This window comes from Oceanobacillus sp. FSL K6-0127 (genome assembly GCF_037983385.1).
GTDB lineage: Bacteria > Bacillota > Bacilli > Bacillales > Amphibacillaceae > Oceanobacillus > Oceanobacillus profundus.
The window spans coordinates 3284579-3299224 of the sequence record NZ_CP150287.1; the positions used below are offsets into that span (position 1 = coordinate 3284579).

The following is a 14646-nucleotide window of genomic DNA, read 5'->3' on the forward strand; positions in this document are numbered from 1 at the left end:
TCCTGATTATAACAGGAGTATTTTTTAAATAATATATCCCTTTTAAATTTTATATTCCAAGTCAGATTTCATTTCAATTGTAGTTGTAACAAAAACGTTTAGTTGAAATTACACACGAGGAATGGAGTTGAATATTGTAAACAGCGGAAAGGAATTTACATTTGATGATTTATGGATGTAATTGGTAACCCATTCAATATGTAAGCGATGGAAATGGGTAAAGTACTTCATACTTGAAAATATGTTAAGGAAATTACAGAATAAGAAGGAACAACCGTTGCTTTTAAAAGCTCTGAAAAGGAAACCAGAAAAAAATTGAGAAATCCACACTAGTGTGAAAAAATTCGATTGGATATTGATGGGTTTAACAAGACAAGTAGTCCCTTTTGATGGAATGTATTTGATAAAGTAGCAAATCCGCCTTTTGAACAGCCTTTCAGTATTGCTACCGATTTTTTAATTGGATTTCTTTTTAAATAACAAACCAATGGTAACCACCATTGGTTTGTTATTTATTCAATTTGTTTCTTGTAAACTTATCGTAAATTTCTTGCTTTAATTGGTCGATTTATTGCCCATCTACTATTCGTTGCACCATCAAGGCGACGTGACTTTAATACTTGACTTGATCCACATCCACAACCTTTTTTTCGAATCTTCTGTGCTTTTACAGAAATTCCACTCATCTTGACACCTCTTTTCCTATTCACTAAATTAGTATATGTTTCCAATAAATAAAGGTAAAGGCGATAGTATACGTCCAATTAGTCAATATTCATTTAAATTAGGTCGTTCGCCTGAACAAGCTATACATATTTACATAGAATATAATGAGTATCGATATATGATAAGCGTATCGAACTCACTACGTTGTAAAACACGGCATAGAGATAAAGAATCGTTAAGCACAAACTTACCGATAGCCTTCTGTTAATTACGACGTTATGGAAAATAAATTATCTGACGATGTTTTTTCTGCAAAGCTGCATATGGCTGCTCCTTCATCTCCTGACTGAGCCATTACGTTTCTCATTTCATATGTCAAACCTCTTTTTTAGGCTAGCTTATTTCCAGTAGTCATCTCATATGTTGACAACAAAAGATACTCATTAAAAGTATCTTTTTTTTTGCATTCATCAAGGTCTATAAGCAATTTTATAGTGTTTTGATATAAACATAAAGTTGTGAAAGGAATATGGTTTAAAAAAATACAATTTAGAGGAGGGTATTATGCAACCACAAGCCAAGCTTTGTACATTTATTACATTACGGAAGGGAAACAAGGTGCTTATATTTTTTTCCTAAAAAAATTGGCATGTCTAAATCTCAAAATTTATTTTTGGTATATATCATAAAGATTCTTTCCTAATTTCTTAATAATAAAACCACTATTAGATTTCTCTACTTCATTTAATTTACTAAAAAAGTGCACAATCTCCGTATTTGTAAGCGATGGAAAAAAATGCTTCACTTTCTTGTTTTCTTTTAAATAGAATGTTTTTTGTGAGGAAGATAATCTTCTGGAAGATGGTGTTAGTTTAATGGTACTTAATAAACGTAATATTTCAACGTAGGAAAATTCTTCGTTCGACCATTCATAGTACTGATTTAAATATTTTTCACTCTCTATTACGTGTTGTTTGTATAGATGATCAGCGGAATGCTTATTTAGTATATTCTTTAATATGTTATTAACCTCGTGTGTGTTTTTAGCTTTGAACCCTAATTCATTTGGAAATTCCACGTCAAATTCTTTTGAAGTAACTGGTATATATGAAATGATCGGGCTTCCAACTAAAAAAGCCTCGATGCTTGAAGTACAACCATTTTGGATAATTACTTTAGCAGCCATAAGCCACTTAACAATACTTCCTTCATGAATTACATGTACATTATGGTGTTGGGAGAATGTTTCCCGATAAGCGTTTATATTCTCTCCTGGATGTGGTCTAACAACAAAGTTAGTATCAGGAAATCTCACACACACATCTTTGATCAGATTCAAGAAATAATCGTATAAGCGCTTTATATACAAAGTAAGCTCATCTGTATTTTGGTTTTTCTTTTCTGTTATAGAATTATACAGTGTAAACCTTGTATTGATCAAAACAAAGTCATGATATTTTTTTCTTATATCTTCAACCTCTTTTTCATAGAAAGGTTGGAACTTTGATTTTAAAAGATCGAACCTTGGATGGCCTACAATATGGCATTTACTTGCAAATTCCTGTGTAACTTTGGTAATGGTTTCTTTTTGAAATTCTCCCCAACAATATTCTTGTGTTACCAATTCAAGCATTTCTGACCTCATCCTGTCATCTAGGTACTGTGTTGTATTGCTCAAAATTAACCCCTCTTCGTCCAGTTCAACTATCATATGTCCGTTATTTTTTGCATTTGTTATAATTCTTTTTCTAAATCCTTTTGGATAACCTTTTGAAAAAAAGATTCCATTAGGATATGTTGCTGATGCTAACTCAACCATTCTATGTTCACCAATAATGACACGGTAACCTTCTTTTACAGCATAATATGCTAAAAGTAACTTAGCATCTAATTCTCTGACTTTTATTTCTACCGGGAGATATAACCAGCCTTTATGATTACCCAATTTAATCACCTCGTAACCTTTCTATAGAAACAACATAGTCGGCAGAAAGTAATTTTTATTTTTAGCATAAGCTAACATTAGGTTTTTTTTAATATATCAATAAGTTCCTCAAAATCCTTTTGATTATCTTCGATTATGGAATCCAGGTAAGACGATAATTCTTTAACAGATGATTCCGATTCATCACTTCTTACACCTATATCATGTTGTTTTTCCAAAAGTATTAACATAAAACTAATAAACATATGTAATGTATTTTTTTCCAAAAAAACAAAACTGTTGTTTTCTTTCCTATTGTCACTTCCTAATTCCTCCAAATGTTCCTTCTTATACCCATCTATTAATTGTTTAATTAATTTTTCTATGTTTGAATTGTTTTGGTTATTATTCATTCCCCTCCTCCTCCACTATTGTTCCATTGACATTAATCTGGTTGAAGGAACTAATTCCATCTTTTGCTTCATCCCCATAAGTAAATCCCATTATACTGCCTGCATAGGTAGATTTCGGTAACCATTTCATTTGAAAATTTGAGAAAGTAAGTGTTTCAGAAGGATTAAGCACACTTTTCCCAACAGGCTTTAGCCAATACTCCTGTTTATCCATTGGATCATTTATCCGTTCCCACGCATTTGTCAGTCTCATTTTTTGCTTGGAATCCTTATATAAATATTTCCCAGAAAAGTCAAAGGGAGAATCTTGGGACACTTTTATACATATATATGGATTAGTGAGCGGTCTTCCTCCTACATTCTGTATATGAAAAGAACCTAGGCAGTAATTTTCGATTCCCGGTTTATGAAATATATTTAGTGAATATGAGAAGTAGCTGATTACGTGGAACTCGTTCAATGCTTTCCTTTCTGTTACCAAAGATTTAATTTCATTTAGATATGAAGTATTCATTTCCTGCCATTTTACGATTTTTTGTCGTATTTCATCAGTTCTTTTCATGTAATAATTCACCTCCATAAAAAATAAAGAGAGAAATAATCCTCTCTTTATTTCTATGCTTGAAGATTAACACTTATCACCACTGACAGTATTATTACTTGGGAAAATTACCGGGCATTGAGGTGGGATTGTAGGTGCAGGGCATGGAGGGATTGGAAGTATATCCCTTGGTTGACAGAAGTCTGCAACAATCTCCAGTGTTACATCAAAAACTGATTGAATACTTTGGCAAAGACGAACAGTAACTGTCACATCTAGCTCATCAGGAGTTGCTGTTGTTGTAGGATCACAAATTGCTGTACAAACAAAGCAATCTAAATCTGTGTAAGTTACATTAACATCTGTACCTTCTGGTGCACACAGAATTACTTGTTCACAACGTGTAAATTCGGCAGTACCGACTTCTACAGTCGCACCTCCAAGTTCTGGTATTAAGTCTACGAAAATTGTTACTTCAAAGTTCTTACGAATGTTCACCAGCTGAAGTGTTACCTGTGCACCATCGATAACGAATTGCTGATCTACTCGATCTAAAATGACAATTGGATCCACAGCAGTAGGAGCAACTGCACAGGTTACCGTATCGATGTCAATGTCGTCACACTCTAATTGAGCGCCAGTAGCAGGGTTAACTGGTAATTCCAAATCAGCCAGGCTTAAATCAAACGTTGCTTCGTTTAGAATCCAGTCATATACCTTTTCTGTGTTGATACATAGGAGTTCTTGACCCCCTGTTAAGTTTTCTGCTTGCATAGCTGCAAACACCTCCGAATAAGTTTATTTTCTTTCATTCGTAGCATATGAACAAATGCACCAAGCCGTATAATGATTTAGCGGAATTTCATGATATTAAGTAAGGAAAATATCATAAATATCAAAGCGGTCTGCTGCAAACACAAATCATACGTGATTTTCTTTAGCTTAAAAAAAATAAACGATGCATACGATTAGAATAATGAGAGATCAGAAAAAGAAGTATTTAAATTCTGCACATTTGTCACGTATTGGTGTTTCATCAATAGTATATTAATGTGCTGTAAAAGGGTGATTAATGATGGAGCAATTCAAATTATACAATGCTCAGGAGATTGAAGAATTGAATCAAAGACTCAATTTCTACAAATATACGCTCGAATCATTAGAAATCGGAGATATGATAGATGATTACGTTAAGACGAAAAATGATTTTCATCTTTTAAAATTAAAATTTACTGAATTTGAAGGAGAAGTGAGAATAATGGAAGATAATTTCCAGCATAAAATAAATGAATACGAACATCAGGAAAAAGAACTTTCCGCAAAGATTAATTCCATGAATGATTCGGTAATTCAATTAAAGCAAGATATTAATAAGATAATGGAAAAGGTCAATCAAGTCCGTTTTACGGAACTGCTTGAAAATATAAATCATGTTATTTTAAAGCAAGATAACATGTTGGTAGAAGGTAAAAATGATATCAATCGGTTAAGAGGAGAAATTTTACAATTAAAAGAACACATGCAATCAAATACTCAAAAGCACCATACAAACAACATTCAACATTCCCCTAGACAATCAGAGTACAGACAATTACAGAATATGCTTGAATCTTCCAGATATATTGAGCAAGCACCAAACCAAAAAAAAAATGACGTAACAAAGTTCCGAAATTTCATGCAATCAACAACCAGAGATCAAATCGTTCATCCAATTGACTCTCATAATGATGTTCAAAAACCTACTCTAAAGAGTAAAGGGAGGAAGACTTATCGGCATAATCCATATGAATTAAATAAAAATATCATTACCAAAACCACAGCATCAAATAATCAAGAGAAAAAAAAAGACGATAATATTATTCAAGAAAATGATTCTTTAACTACTCATAGCGATAATCTGGCTCTTACTGACGAAAATATAGTTATGGAACATCAAACAGATCACATAGATGTTGAGAATCATTTTGAAACGAATAAACAACAAGATGATTATTCCAGTGTTTCGACACAGCCAAGAGAAACTACTGCCAAAGAAATTCCTGCTAATGAAACCTCCAATGATGAAGAGAAGAAATCGAATAATCAAGAAAAAAAATCCGACAATAAAAAAGAATTCACTTCCTTTTTTTCTCTCTTCAAAAGTAAGGTTTAGCATGGAAGAGAAAAAGATAATTATTCCTCAGGGTATATATAATAATATGCTGAAACATGGGAGGTCGAGTTTACCTTTCGAGGCATGTGGTTTGTTATCGGGTAATAATCATAAAATAAATTCAATTTGGCAGTTAGAAAATAGGCTAAGGTCTGATAGACGATTTTTTGTAGAAAAAAGAACGATTGAAAAAACCATTCAAGAAATTAAAAAACTGAGCGAGCAGGTATTAGCTGTCTATCACTCCCACCCTACTACAGCACCTGTTCCTTCAGTTTATGATATTACCAATCACCCTGATAATAAAGTAAAAATGGTGATTATTTCTTTTAAAACAAATCCTCCATTTACTAAATGTTATCAAATTGAAAAAAACAGCTATGAAGAATGCCTTTTTTGTATAAATCCCTCGCTATAGCCCGACCTTTTTTACAACATATATACTATAATGCAGTATAACATCCAAGGAGTTGATAAATTTGAAATCCAAAAAACTGATTAATCAAAAAAATAATCATAAAATGATAAAACCTTCTAATACACCAATTGTGATCGATTCGTCATCCATTAAAAGAAGACCGATAGAAGTAAGTGGAAGAAGTGGGTGCTGCATGAAAATAAGGTAATTAAGAAGACCATTATTCATTCCTCCGAATAGGATTAATTGTGCGGTCTTGTATATGAACTAGTGTTTAACATATAGATTTGAGGCTATTAAACGAAGGGCTGATTATCAATATCTGGATATAGAGAAAGTCGATTACCTACTTATCCACAGTGTCTAGTATAGGATTTCAGTCCCTTCCAAGAAAGCCTCTTCTATACTCTGAGCAATATTTATACAGTAATTAATAGTTAATAGTTATACCAATGGAACCTAAAAAGTTGAGAGAGTAATGAAACGAAGAGGTCTAGCAATATTATCAGAGAAAGTAAACACATATAATATGAGAATAAAACAAATGAAAATAATCTTAATCTACCATTAACAGAATACATTATAGAGCAACTTACATAAAAAAGAGAGCAGGTAACAATAACTATATATTAATAGAGTATAATAGATTAAAACTCCCTAAAAAATTACAGAGTTGAGTGCTGAATAATTATAGATACAAATCTTGACCTTTTATAAATGGAAATCCCGCTCTATTTATAGAGGCTAAAATCACTTCAAAAATCCATTACCAGCTAGTTAAAAAAGCAGTTTTTTGATAAAATTTATCAAAAAACTGCTTTTTGCTGATTAAATGAAAGTAGGTATTTTTAGTTGAAGGATAAGACACTCTAAACTCCTTCCCATAAGTTCAAACGATAATTCAAAAGTTTTCTAATGAAAAGATTAGAATCTAGAGTATATCCCAACTGACCGGAGTGCCCTTTTCCACATCTCGAACTACTGTCTTTCCTAATACTATATCATAATACTTCGGTGGGAGACCATAGCCAGGACGAATTACTCTAAGATTTTCCTTTGTTAATATCTCACCAGCTTTCATATCCTGAGTTACATATAGAGAACGCCGATACTTTCCTGATGATTTTTCAGCATCAGATGGACCATATTGTACTTTCCCAAGTGATTGCCAAGCTCTTTTTGTTTCCGTAACCAATGCTTCCAATTCATGAGGTTCGAGGGAAAAACTTGCATCTACTCCACCATCTTTTCTGGAAATAGTAAAATGCTTTTCAATAATAGTTGCTCCTAATGCAACACTTGCAACAGCTACTCCACTCCCCATGGTGTGATCAGATAAGCCAATCTGACATTGAAATAAATCCTTCATATGCGGAATTGTACTTATATTGGTGTTTTCTGGTGACGCTGGGTACGTGCTTGTGCATTTGAGTAAGATTAGATCCTCACTGCCTGCTTCTCTTGCAGCATTTACAGCTTCCTCTATTTCTGCAGCAGAGCACATCCCTGTTGAAATGATCATTGGCTTTTTGGTTCTAGCTACTTTTCGTATTAAAGGCAAATCAGTACATTCAAATGAAGCAATCTTATAACAGGGAACGTTCAGCGATTCCAAAAAATCAACTGCTGTTTCATCAAATGGGGAGCTAAAACCAATCATACCCAATTGTTTACAGCGTTCAAATATAGGCTGATGCCATTCCCAAGGTGTATATGCTTCCTGATATAGCTCATATAGCGATTTGTTTTTCCAAATACTTTTCGAGTCATGAATCATGAAGTCATCCTTGGCCTCATTTAATGTCATTGTATCTGCTGTATATGTTTGTATTTTTAACGCATTTGCTCCAGCCTTCGCTGCCGTTTCCACTATTTCCAGGGCGCGTTCTAACGACTGGTTATGATTTCCGGACATTTCTGCTATTATAAATGGAGGGGTGTCCGGACCTACTTCCCTCCCCCCCAAGCTTATCTTTTTCATCATGTACCTCCTTTCAGATCGGTTAAAAGTTCAATTCTCACTTTTGCCCAATTTTCTTTGAATAGTGCCATAGGGATAACATCCAAGTATTGATTATCTTTCCACACATGGTCGACAAATCTGCCTTCAACTATAAATCCCAATTTCTTATGATAACGAAAGCTTCCACTATTCGTATGAATAACTTCCGCACATACCTTGTTCATCCCTACTTCATTAAAAATTTTATCCAGAGCCAATATTCCCATAATGGTTCCAGATCCTTTAGGTGCAGTTTCTTCGCCTATATAAAAACCCCAATAACATCGAGCGTTTTCTTTATTAATATTCGTAAAATTAACTAATCCTAAAGGAAGGTTTTTATGATAATACAAAAAAGTTTCCCTAAGCGGATCTGTTTTCAGACTTTCAAACCACTTGCAATGTTCATCCCATGTGATTTGGTGATCCGTATACATAAATGATTTAACCCGCTGAGAATTACGCCATTGAAGTACAATTTTCAGATTCTCAGAATGGATTGGTTTCAATTGAAAATCTTCCTGATTAATCATCGCTATTCTCCTTCAAGTAACCGTTCAACAACAAGATTATCACTAAAGTCACCCATAATTGACGCTGTAGCATTCACCATCTCAACCAGCACAGTTGGATAATTAATTAATTTTAATATATTGTTTGCGATATCCTCTTCATCCACCTTCTCACTAACACCTAAATGCCATATTGCACCTATTTCTGATAAATACGCCAAAATTTCAGATTGATTCTCAGCAGTTTCAATTGTGATAGCAGGTAAGCCTACATAACATCTTTCCCACGTTGTACTTCCCCCTGCTCCAATTGCCAAATCAGCTTCTGACATAAGTTTGGCTAAATAGTCAATCTGATAGTGGATTTTTATATTAGGGAGTTTTTCACAGTATTTCTTGATAATTGAATATTTCTCATTAGAAATCCCGACAACAACATCGACAGCAATCTCTGGACGATTGATTATTTTTATAGCCTTGATTGCTTTCATTGTTTCATTTGTAGGATCACTCCCACCAAACGATATCAGGATGCGTTTTATGGTGACATTCTTATTTTTTACAAATTGTAAATCCCTAAATTCCTGTCTTAATAAGAGATATTTTGGCCCCAATAACGTTGAGGTAGATTCAGGTATCAATTCTTCATATCGCTTTTCTAGATTTCTATAAAGATTTTGATCTAACAATATGTCACAGTCATGCGAACGATTGGCCAAATCATCAATCACCATTATTCTTTTTACTTCCGGTCTTACGCTACGTTCCCATTTTTTTTCGATGCCATAGTGATCAATTATTAACCAGTCAATTTCAGGCTTCTTGCATATCGCCTCAATCGTTTGTAGTGCGTCTGTTTTCCAATTTAGATTTAACCAATTTTCATTGCTAATCTCATCTTCGTTAGCCGATATATTATTTTCGGTTGGTGGTAAGGAAATGACGGAAAACCCTTTGTTTTCTATATGTGCGATTAAGTCACCGGGTAACATCCGACAAATAAACGTGACATTTACGCTTCTCTTACGAAGATCCTCTGCCAAAACCAGGCATCTCATGACATGGCCAGTTCCAATATTGGTCGATGCATCAGCTCTTATAAAAATATTCATGGATTCACACTTTCAATCTTCTTTTTGTTGGATATTCGTATTAATCAACTGCCATTCTGGAAATGTATCGAGTAATTCGATGGTATCTTCCATTGTAAACTCCGGATTATATGGATAAAGAGTTTCAAAAATTTTATTTATGAGTATAAAGTCCTCAATCGTATCTACCGTCCAACGGTGGTGGCTATAGTCTTCGTTATTGGAAACATTCGTTAAATTGAAATCTAAAGGATTGTTTATCATATACCTTGTTACATGCTCACGATCTGTTTTAGATGTTGCCTTGTCATATGCCTCTTTTAAGGCCTGTAAAGAAAATACTTCAGTATCCATACCTCTTGGCAATGTCCGTTTTAATACATTTGAAGAGTATTGCAGAGGATGCTTATGGAGGAAATAATCTTGTATAACTTTATCTATCTGTGTTGGATCAATAATTGGACAATCAGAGGTTAAACGGACTACTGCATCTGCCTTTACATGACTAGCTGCTTTATAATATCTTTTTAGTACATCACTCTCTGACCCTCTGTAATACGGTATTTTTGCCATCTGGCAGAAAGAAACAATCGCATCATCCTGAAGTTGGTCAGTTGTTGCGACAAGGATTCCATCTATATAGTTAGATCTACTTACCCTCTCCAACTGATACGCTAACAAAGGCCTGCCAAGTACTTTTTTAAGAACTTTTCCTGGTAATCGAGTCGAACCCATCCGTGCCTGTATAATTGCTACTACCTTCATTTTTCTCACCTCAGGTCCCCAGAATAATAGGAAATCACTTTTTTTACTCCAACTATTAGGTTATCAAATTCTGTAAAAGTTAAAGCATTTCCTTATTGCATTTTTCAATATATTTACACATTATTGTTAATTTGAACTTATAATAACTTATTAATGTAATAAATTTAAATTGTCTTTTGGTAAATAATTTATGAAAAAAGACGCAAAGTTACTCAGGGATGCTATTTAAAAATGGTTTCATTTTTTCTTTCCATAGATGATCAATAATTTTTAATGAATTCTTTGTTTGATCAAATCCAGAATTAATCTCGCTATCTAACATATTATAAACATCGTCAGAAGGAGGAATTTCACTTAAATATTTCCTCCACTCATTAATTTTATCAGGTAGAAATTCTGCCAAACTAAAAACAGAATTAGGAGCAGCTGAATAGCCCAGCCCATTAATTGTGGTAAGATGCCCAGTCCCCCTACCGTCTTCAGCAATAAGTAAGCTAGGTTTACGAGTTCTTAAGAACCAAATATGTGCATGAAGTCTAAATCCAACATGCAAATCAATTTTATCGTAGTAATTTAACTTTTCTGCTCCTCCAGCTAAATCAATAATTTGAATTTGGTTATCTAACCAGTCTTTTGGTAATAAAGAACCTAACTTTCCAAAATAGCCGTGAAATACCAATTTAACATTGCAGGAGTACCTTTTTTTTAGGTTCATAGCTATTTCGTATGCCTTTGAGAGGTGATGCTTATTATGTGGCATCGAAACGGCAATATTTTTAATTTTATTAGGATGTTTAAACGGTAATCCTAAAAAATCAGTATCAAACAACCCCAGGTCTCCAGTAGTACCATAACATGAAATACCATTACCTTTTAAAACATTTTCCGTATAAATATCTCTGCACGATATTTTATTTGTCCCCATCTTTTGGTTAAAAAGTTTTTTAAAGGTTCCAATTTCAGTTGGATTTAGCTTAAGGGTTTTTGACTGAGAAACAGTACCAGGATACTGACTCCATCCAGCGCCGATAGTGTAAAACGGTATTTTATGATCAAGAGCTATTTTCACATAATCATTTCGGAATTTTGGTGCAACAACTTCGCCTAGTGCCGTTGGTCTTAAAGCTGGAGCTAATATAGCGCTATAATTAAACTTTAAATTATCGGTAAGATTTGCATCTGCAATATATGCGGTATCTATTTGGATATCATTTCCTTTAAGCTTTTTTAAAAGTTTTATTAGACTTTTTCCAATTAAATCATCTCCAGAATTTCTCGACCCTTTTGAGGGGTACGTAGACAGCATTAAATATTTCAACTTTTTGACCTCCCCAAACTGTTTAATAGCAGACAAAACTTTGGGATTGTATTGAAGAAAGTCGAGATTTAACACTAAGTGTTATTTATATCTCAATGATACTCACAGAGACCCCAAGTATTTGTTTAAAAACTTTTCTGGATAATTGAGATGAACTCTTCGAAGCTTTGATAATTGCTACTACTGTACCACCTTCATTTTCTTACCTCAGGTCACCAGAATAATAGGAAATTACCTTTTTCACTCCAGCTATTACATCATAATGGTCTTGTTCAGACATTGTCGGAAACAATGGTAGTGTTATGATTTCTTCATATATTTTTTCAGCATTAGGACACAAACCATTTTTGTAACCCAACTGTTGATAATATGGATGCAAATGTACCGGAATGTAATGAACGTTCACCCCAATATTCTCCATTTGTAAAGCTTTAAATATTTCGAGCCGATTTGTTTTTAATTTCTCTGTATCCAATCGAACAATATATAAATGCCAGCTAGAAATACATTCATCTTGCTGATATGGAGTTGTAATTGCGTCTATACCTGAAAAAGCTTCAGTATATTTTTTCGCATACTCTTTTCTTTTTTCAAGAAATCTGCTTAACTTTTTAAGCTGATTTGAACCTAACGCTGCTTGAATGTCTGTCATCCGGTAATTATATCCCAGTTCTTGCATTTCATAATACCAAGGTCCCTGGTTGTTTTTTAGCTTCGAGGAATCACGAGTTATTCCATGACTTCTAAACAGTTGCAACTTTTCATAATAATCTTCATTGCACGTCGTGATAATTCCACCTTCACCTGTAGTAATGTGTTTTACAGGGTGAAAACTGAACATCGTCATATCACCAATGGATCCGATACGCCTATCTTTGTAGGTAGCACCTAATGCATGCGCAGCATCATCAATGATAATAAGTCCATATTTTTTTGCCAGCGAAATAATTTCATCATACTCCGCTGGTTGACCAGTAAAGTCAACTGTTATTATTGCTTTGGTTTTTTCTGTGATAAGGGATTTAATGGACTCAGGGGATATATTATAGGTTTTGGGATCGATGTCTGCAAATACCGGCTGACCTCCAACGTACAGAATACAATTAGAGCTTGCTGCGAAAGTCATAGGTGTGGTTATCACTTCATCATTGTCTTTGACTCCTGCCGCAAAGCACGCAGCATGTAATGCTGCAGTACCACTGGAGAATGCTACTGCATATTTTGCTCCTACAAAATCCGCAATCTCCTTCTCAAATTGAGAAATGGCTGGTCCAGTTGTAATAAAATCACTTTTTAATACATTGTTTACGGCTTTAATATCTTCATCATCAATACACTGCTTGCCATACGGCAAATAGGAATCTCTTATTGGAGTGCCGCCATTAAGTGCTAATTCTTCTTTTTTATTCATCATTTACTCCTTCCTTTAGATTAGATTCGTTGTTTTAATCCATTCTTCTGTCTTTTTAATCCCTTCTTCTAAACTATATTTTGGTTCCCAGTTCAATAGTTTCTTAGCTTTACTGTAATCACATAACAATTTCGGTATTTCACTCTGAGGATGGATATGCGTGATATGTTTAATATGGTCTTCATCCTCAACCATTAACTTTGCTAAAGCATTTATACTGATATCTTTGCCAAGACCGGCATTAACAATTTCGCCATCTACTTTGTTAGAATAACCAGATTCAACAACAAAGCGTGCACAGTCTTCTACATACAGCAAGTCGCGGGTTTGTTTTCCATCACCATATATTTGCAATGGCTTACCAGCTAACTTGTTTTTTAAAAAGATAGCGACCACCCCGCCTTCTCCCCCTGTTTTTTGATATGGTCCATACGTATTGAATGGACGTATAATTGTTACGGGAAGATCGTAGGCATAATAATAAGACAACACCATATTTTCTGCAGCCAGTTTCGATCCGGCGTATGGTGAAGCGGGTTTAACCGCATTCGCTTCATTTATTCCCTCTTCACTCCAAGCACGTTCATACACCATACATGTGCTCATAAATACAACCTTTACATCATTTTTTTTACATTGCTCCAGAATATTGAAGGTGCCAATTACATCGTTATTGAAAGTAGTTCGCGGATCATCAATACTATCTTGCACATTTATACTCGCAGCTAAGTGATAACAAATATCAAACTTATTGATGAACAAATGATTGAGAATGCGAATATCTTTTATATCTCCATTGATAAACTCCATAAAATTCTTTTCGTTTCTCATATCCTTTACATTTTCTATGCGTCCATTTGAAAGATCATCCAAGACCCATACTTGATGACCATCTTTTAATAGTCGGTCGACTACCCATCTTCCGATGAATCCCGCACCGCCTGTTACAAGAATTTTCAATACCTTCACCCTTTCATAAAACCCCTCTAAAACATCATATTTACAGCTGACAAAATATGTTCGGGTTCAACTTAAAGTTCAACTATTTGAATAGGTCTTGGGAGACTGGTGATATCCAGATCAATTTATATAGAATAGAATATTATGCTTAGTGATATATTTATCATGCAATTATAAATAAAAAATACATCGTGAATCCGGCATTAATTAATCTTCACTGAATAACTATTACCGGTCATTCAATCTAAAATTATACAAGCTTGTTTGTTTTTATTAAGACGCTGGATTGACATCCTCAGTTTCAAAAAACTAACACCTTAGCCCTGGAAAACTGTTAACCTGAGAACATATCACAAAGAATGCACATAAAAATCTTTAATGGTTTTAAAAACAACGAAAGAGAAATGCCAAAAATCAAACCATCTAAAGTAAAAGCTAACTGAATCCAGTAAATGGACACAATCAGCTTCTTT

The 14646-nt window shown here is 34.1% G+C and carries 15 protein-coding genes; 2 read left to right on the forward strand and 13 right to left on the reverse strand.

Annotation, left to right across the window (positions count from 1 at the left end; translation table 11 throughout):
- Positions 1 to 536 precede the first annotated feature (536 nt).
- The 5 genes from MHH64_RS16310 to MHH64_RS16330 all read right to left on the reverse strand — a co-directional run bounded on the left by MHH64_RS16310 (position 537) and on the right by MHH64_RS16330 (position 4318).
- Entirely contained in the window at positions 537 to 686 is a 150-nt protein-coding gene (locus MHH64_RS16310) for a hypothetical protein (RefSeq protein WP_158586303.1), read from the reverse strand.
- 647 nt (positions 687 to 1333) lie between these two features.
- Positions 1334 to 2611, reverse strand: a complete 1278-nt coding sequence (locus MHH64_RS16315; protein ID WP_303448035.1) for a surface carbohydrate biosynthesis protein — start codon at positions 2609 to 2611, stop codon at positions 1334 to 1336.
- 77 nt (positions 2612 to 2688) lie between these two features.
- Complete coding sequence (locus tag MHH64_RS16320) at positions 2689 to 3003, reverse strand: hypothetical protein (RefSeq protein ID WP_118890337.1); 315 nt, start codon at positions 3001 to 3003, stop codon at positions 2689 to 2691.
- Entirely contained in the window at positions 2996 to 3565 is a 570-nt protein-coding gene (locus MHH64_RS16325; protein ID WP_118890338.1) for a hypothetical protein, read from the reverse strand. Before MHH64_RS16325 ends, MHH64_RS16320 begins: the two co-directional genes overlap by 8 nt.
- A gap of 66 nt (positions 3566 to 3631) precedes the next feature.
- Positions 3632 to 4318 (reverse strand): hypothetical protein, encoded by a 687-nt coding sequence (locus MHH64_RS16330; protein WP_095314438.1) that lies wholly within the window; start codon positions 4316 to 4318, stop codon positions 3632 to 3634.
- Between the two features lie 301 nt (positions 4319 to 4619).
- Here MHH64_RS16330 and MHH64_RS16335 point away from each other — a divergent pair, with 301 nt between their 5' ends.
- On the forward strand, positions 4620 to 5696 hold the full coding sequence (locus tag MHH64_RS16335; RefSeq protein ID WP_303448036.1) for a hypothetical protein: 1077 nt from the start codon (positions 4620 to 4622) through the stop codon (positions 5694 to 5696).
- Position 5697: 1 nt separating this feature from the next.
- Positions 5698 to 6114 (forward strand): M67 family metallopeptidase, encoded by a 417-nt coding sequence (locus MHH64_RS16340; protein ID WP_158586306.1) that lies wholly within the window; start codon positions 5698 to 5700, stop codon positions 6112 to 6114.
- A 96-nt stretch (positions 6115 to 6210) separates the two neighbouring features.
- Here MHH64_RS16340 and MHH64_RS16345 read toward each other — a convergent pair whose 3' ends face one another.
- From MHH64_RS16345 to MHH64_RS16380, 8 genes are all read right to left on the reverse strand, one after another.
- Positions 6211 to 6342 (reverse strand): hypothetical protein, encoded by a 132-nt coding sequence (locus MHH64_RS16345; protein ID WP_262366405.1) that lies wholly within the window; start codon positions 6340 to 6342, stop codon positions 6211 to 6213.
- 703 nt (positions 6343 to 7045) lie between these two features.
- A complete protein-coding gene (gene pseI / locus MHH64_RS16350) occupies positions 7046 to 8095 on the reverse strand; it encodes a pseudaminic acid synthase (RefSeq protein ID WP_095314442.1) in 1050 nt (349 codons plus the stop codon).
- Positions 8095 to 8649, reverse strand: coding sequence for a UDP-4-amino-4,6-dideoxy-N-acetyl-beta-L-altrosamine N-acetyltransferase (pseH, locus tag MHH64_RS16355; RefSeq protein ID WP_095314445.1), 555 nt, complete (start codon positions 8647 to 8649; stop codon positions 8095 to 8097). Before pseH ends, pseI begins: the two co-directional genes overlap by 1 nt.
- Positions 8650 to 8651: 2 nt before the next feature.
- A complete protein-coding gene (gene pseG / locus MHH64_RS16360) occupies positions 8652 to 9740 on the reverse strand; it encodes a UDP-2,4-diacetamido-2,4,6-trideoxy-beta-L-altropyranose hydrolase (RefSeq protein ID WP_303448037.1) in 1089 nt (362 codons plus the stop codon).
- A gap of 12 nt (positions 9741 to 9752) precedes the next feature.
- Positions 9753 to 10484, reverse strand: a complete 732-nt coding sequence (locus MHH64_RS16365) for a glycosyltransferase family protein (protein WP_303448038.1) — start codon at positions 10482 to 10484, stop codon at positions 9753 to 9755.
- Positions 10485 to 10692: 208 nt separating this feature from the next.
- Positions 10693 to 11802: a polysaccharide pyruvyl transferase family protein gene (locus MHH64_RS16370; RefSeq protein WP_303448039.1), complete on the reverse strand. Its 1110-nt coding sequence runs from the start codon at positions 11800 to 11802 to the stop codon at positions 10693 to 10695.
- A 202-nt stretch (positions 11803 to 12004) separates the two neighbouring features.
- The gene (gene pseC / locus MHH64_RS16375; RefSeq protein ID WP_095314464.1) at positions 12005 to 13213 is read right to left on the reverse strand and encodes a UDP-4-amino-4,6-dideoxy-N-acetyl-beta-L-altrosamine transaminase; all 1209 of its coding nucleotides are present in this window, start codon (positions 13211 to 13213) and stop codon (positions 12005 to 12007) included.
- Positions 13214 to 13228: 15 nt separating this feature from the next.
- Positions 13229 to 14173 (reverse strand): GDP-mannose 4,6-dehydratase, encoded by a 945-nt coding sequence (locus MHH64_RS16380; protein WP_095314466.1) that lies wholly within the window; start codon positions 14171 to 14173, stop codon positions 13229 to 13231.
- Between the last annotated feature and the right edge of the window lie 473 nt (positions 14174 to 14646).

Bases quoted from the DNA above. Each gene is read 5' to 3' on its own strand.
- MHH64_RS16310 (WP_158586303.1), bottom strand. From the start codon at position 686: ATGAGTGGAATTTCTGTAAAAGCACAGAAGATTCGAAAAAAAGGTTGT.
- MHH64_RS16320 (WP_118890337.1), bottom strand. From the start codon at position 3,003: ATGAATAATAACCAAAACAATTCAAACATAGAAAAATTAATTAAACAA.
- MHH64_RS16325 (WP_118890338.1), bottom strand. From the start codon at position 3,565: ATGAAAAGAACTGATGAAATACGACAAAAAATCGTAAAATGGCAGGAA.
- MHH64_RS16330 (WP_095314438.1), bottom strand. From the start codon at position 4,318: ATGCAAGCAGAAAACTTAACAGGGGGTCAAGAACTCCTATGTATCAAC.
- MHH64_RS16335 (WP_303448036.1), top strand. From the start codon at position 4,620: ATGGAGCAATTCAAATTATACAATGCTCAGGAGATTGAAGAATTGAAT.
- MHH64_RS16340 (WP_158586306.1), top strand. From the start codon at position 5,698: ATGGAAGAGAAAAAGATAATTATTCCTCAGGGTATATATAATAATATG.
- MHH64_RS16345 (WP_262366405.1), bottom strand. From the start codon at position 6,342: ATGAATAATGGTCTTCTTAATTACCTTATTTTCATGCAGCACCCACTT.
- pseI (WP_095314442.1), bottom strand. From the start codon at position 8,095: ATGAAAAAGATAAGCTTGGGGGGGAGGGAAGTAGGTCCGGACACCCCT.
- pseH (WP_095314445.1), bottom strand. From the start codon at position 8,649: ATGATTAATCAGGAAGATTTTCAATTGAAACCAATCCATTCTGAGAAT.
- pseG (WP_303448037.1), bottom strand. From the start codon at position 9,740: ATGAATATTTTTATAAGAGCTGATGCATCGACCAATATTGGAACTGGC.
- MHH64_RS16365 (WP_303448038.1), bottom strand. From the start codon at position 10,484: ATGAAGGTAGTAGCAATTATACAGGCACGGATGGGTTCGACTCGATTA.
- pseC (WP_095314464.1), bottom strand. From the start codon at position 13,213: ATGAATAAAAAAGAAGAATTAGCACTTAATGGCGGCACTCCAATAAGA.